This window comes from Stenotrophomonas sp. 05L44_2, assembly GCF_056665995.1.
The window spans coordinates 1-3,376 of the sequence record NZ_JBFTNR010000474.1 but is presented as its reverse complement, the minus strand read 5'-3'; the positions used below and the strand labels follow the sequence as shown (position 1 = coordinate 3,376).

Annotated in this window: 4 protein-coding genes; all 4 read left to right on the top strand. The window is 67.4% G+C overall.

Annotation, left to right across the window (positions count from 1 at the left end):
- A partial coding sequence (gene lptD, locus AC1VAN_RS15895) for an LPS assembly protein LptD (protein WP_480986164.1) occupies positions 1-899 on the top strand: 899 nt, incomplete at its 5' end.
- Complete coding sequence (locus tag AC1VAN_RS15890) at positions 896-2,239, top strand: peptidylprolyl isomerase (protein ID WP_032974943.1); 1,344 nt, start codon at positions 896-898, stop codon at positions 2,237-2,239. The genes lptD and AC1VAN_RS15890, both read left to right, overlap by 4 nt.
- A gap of 3 nt (positions 2,240-2,242) precedes the next feature.
- Positions 2,243-3,223 carry a 4-hydroxythreonine-4-phosphate dehydrogenase PdxA gene (gene pdxA / locus AC1VAN_RS15885; RefSeq protein ID WP_282280400.1) on the top strand — a complete coding sequence of 327 codons (981 nt, stop codon included), beginning with the start codon at positions 2,243-2,245 and terminating at the stop codon, positions 3,221-3,223.
- The coding region (locus AC1VAN_RS15880) for an rRNA adenine N-6-methyltransferase family protein (protein WP_480986165.1) at positions 3,220-3,376 on the top strand (157 nt) is incomplete at its 3' end. The genes pdxA and AC1VAN_RS15880, both read left to right, overlap by 4 nt.

Here is a 3,376-nt window from a genome sequence, read left to right as displayed (position 1 = left end):
GTGAGACGAAGATCGGTGGCAAGTCGTTCCTGCAAACCCTGGAACCGCGCCTGTTCTACCTGCGCACGCCCTACCGCAACCAGGACGAGCTGCCGATCTTCGATACCCGCGACTTCACCTTCAGCTGGGGCCAGCTGTTCCGCGATTCGCGCTATACCGGCGCCGATCGCCAGAACGACGCCAACCAGCTGACTCTGGCGCTGGGTACCCGCTTCATCGACCAGACCACCGGCAAGGAGCGTTTCTCGGCCTCCATCGGCCAGATCCAGTACTTCGACGAGTCGCGGGTGAGCGTGGTCCCCGGTGGCGCGCCGGTTGAAAAGGGCAAGTCGGCCTGGATCGCCGACGGCAACTACATGATCAACGACCGCTGGACCCTGGGCGCCACCTATCAGTGGGACCCCAAGTACAAGCGCGAGGATCTGGCCAGCGTGCGTGCCCGCTACCTGATGTCCAACGACGGCGTGGTCAACCTGACCTACCGCTACCGCATCAATTCCGGCGCCCCGGCCACCGCCAACAAGCATGACCGCACCCTGCTGGAACAGGCCGACCTGTCGTTCCTGTACCCGCTGAACGAGCGCTGGAGCCTGGTCGGCCGCTACTACTACTCGATCCAGGACAAGGAACCGCTGGAGATCATCGGTGGCGTACAGTGGGACAGCTGCTGCCTGGCCGTTCGCGCCGTGRCCCGCCGCTACGTGCGCAACCGCGAAGGCGAAATGAACAACTCCATCCAGCTCGAGTTCGTGCTCAAGGGCTTGAGCTCCCTCGGCCAGGACACGGACCGCACTTTGCGCCGTGCTATCCTCGGCTACAACCGCGACGACCTCTATCTCGTGCCGCCCAGCAACACCGGAGCGACCCGCGATGACTACGATCCGAATCAGATCCCATGACCAAGAGCTTCCCCGTTCTCCTCGCATCGCTTCTGGCGGTGTCCAGCGTGTCCGCCCCCCTGCAGGTTCTTGCGCAGGAGGCCCAGCCGTTGGATCGCATCGCTGCTGTCGTCGATGAGGACGTGATCCTGCAGAGCGAGCTCCAGCGTGCGATCGCCAACATCAAGGCGCAGTACGCCGGCCGCGAGGCCCAGCTGCCGCCCGATGACGTGCTCAGCCGCCAGGTGCTCGAGCGCTTGGTGCTGGTCAAGCTGCAGGTGGCCCGTGCCCAGGGCAGCGGCATCCGTGTCAGCGACCAGGAACTGACCCAGGCGATGAATGCCATCGCCCAGCAGAACGGCTCGACCCTGGATGCCCTGCGCCAGCGCCTGGCCAGTGACGGTATCGATTTCAACGATTTCCGCGCCTCGGTGCGTGACGAGATCACCGTGCAGCGCCTGCGCCAGAGCTTCGCGCAGAGCCGCATCAGCGTCAGCGAAGGCGAGGTCGATGCTGCCCTGAAGCAGCAGGCCGATGCCGGCAACCAGTTCCACCTCGCACACATCCTGGTCGCCCTGCCCGACGGTGCCAGCGCCGAGCAGATCGCCACCGGCCAGAAGAAGGCTGATGGCGTGAAGGCCCTGCTGGACAAGGGCGAACTGGACTTCAATGCGGCGGCCGTGCGCTATTCCGACAGCCCCAATGCACTGGAAGGCGGCGACCTCGGCTGGCGCACCCTGGATGAAATCCCGGCCGCGTTCGCACAGACGATGCAGCAGATGAAGCCCGGCGAAGTGGTCGGCCCGATCCGTGGCCCGAGCGGCTTCCAGCTGCTGAAGCTGGTGGAAGTGCGTGACGCCAGCGCGGCGGCAGGCACCCACACGGTCACCGAGTACCACGGCCGCCATATCCTGGTGCGCGTGGACGATGCCCAGTCCGACGCCGCCGCCAAGGCCAAGATCGACACCCTGCGTGCGCGTATTGCCGGCGGTGCCGACTTCCAGCAGGTGGCCAAGGAATCGTCCGAGGACACCAACAGCAAGGGCCAGGGCGGCGATCTGGGCTGGTTCCCGGCCGACGCGTTCGGCCCGGCCTTCGGCCAGCAGGTGGCAGGCATCCAGGACGGCGGCGTAAGCCAGCCGTTCCGCACCGATGCGGGCTGGCACATCGTGCAGCGCGTGGGCACCCGCCAGACCGACGTCGGCAGTGACAACCAGCGCGCCCAGGTCCGCGAGACCATCGGTCGCCGCAAGCTGGAAGACGAGTACAACCGCTTCCTGCAGGAGCTGCGTGGCGAAGCCTACGTCAGCTTCCGCAGCGGTGACCGGGCGGAAAATACCGCCACGCCTCCGCAGTCCTGAGCCATGCTCCCCGAGCTCGCTCTGGTACCGGGCGAGCCCGCCGGGATCGGCCCGGAACTGTGTGTCCGACTGGTCCAGCAGCCGCGCGATGATTGCCGGCTGCTGGCATTCGCCGATCCGGACACCCTGCGCGCGGCCGCAGCCGCGCTGGATCTGCCCCTGCAACTGCTGCCCGAGGACGCACACGCACGCGTCCCCGGCGATCTGCGCCTGCGCGCCGTCGCCAACAGCGCCCCCAGCCGTTTCGGCCATACCGACCCTGCCAATGCAGGTGCGGTGATCGGTGCCCTGCTCGGTGCGGGCCAGGCCTGCCTGTCCGGTGAACTGCACGGCGTGGTGACCGGCCCGGTGCACAAGGCGGTGATCAACCAGGGCGGCATCGCCTACAGCGGCACCACCGAACTGCTGGCCGACCAGGCCGGTGTGAAGGTGGTGATGATGCTGGCCAACGACATCGTCCGCGTTGCCCTGGCTACGACCCACCTGCCGCTGCGTGAGGTTGCCGATGCGATCACCGCGCCCGGCCTGGAACACACCCTGCGCACCGTGCATGCCGCGCTGCGCCGCGAGTTCGGCCTGCCCGCACCGCGCATCGCCGTGCTTGGCCTGAACCCGCACGCCGGCGAAGACGGTCACCTCGGTCGCGAGGAACTGGATCTGGTCATCCCGCTGCTGCAGCGCCTGCGCAGCGAGGGCATGGACCTGATCGGTCCGCTGCCGGCCGATACCGCGTTCCTGCCCGCCAAGCTGGCCGGCTTCGACACCGTGCTGGCCATGTACCACGACCAGGGCCTGCCGGTGCTGAAGTACTCCGGCTTCGAGCAGGCGGTGAACCTGACCCTGGGCCTGCCCTATCCGCGCGTGGCGGTGGACCACGGCACCGCGCTGGATCTTGCCGGCCGCGGCATTGCCGATCCTTCCAGCCTGCAGGCCGCCACAACGCTGTGTGCGCGGCTGGCGCGGCAACGTACACTGAGCACATGACTTCCCCGCATTCCCCCTCCGGCCCGGTGTTTTCCGCCCCGGCCAAGAAGCAGCTCGGCCAGCACTTCCTTGCCGACCGCTACTACATCGACAAGATCGTGATGGCGGTCAATCCCAAGGMCGGCGACCGSCTGGTCGAGATCGGCCCGGGCC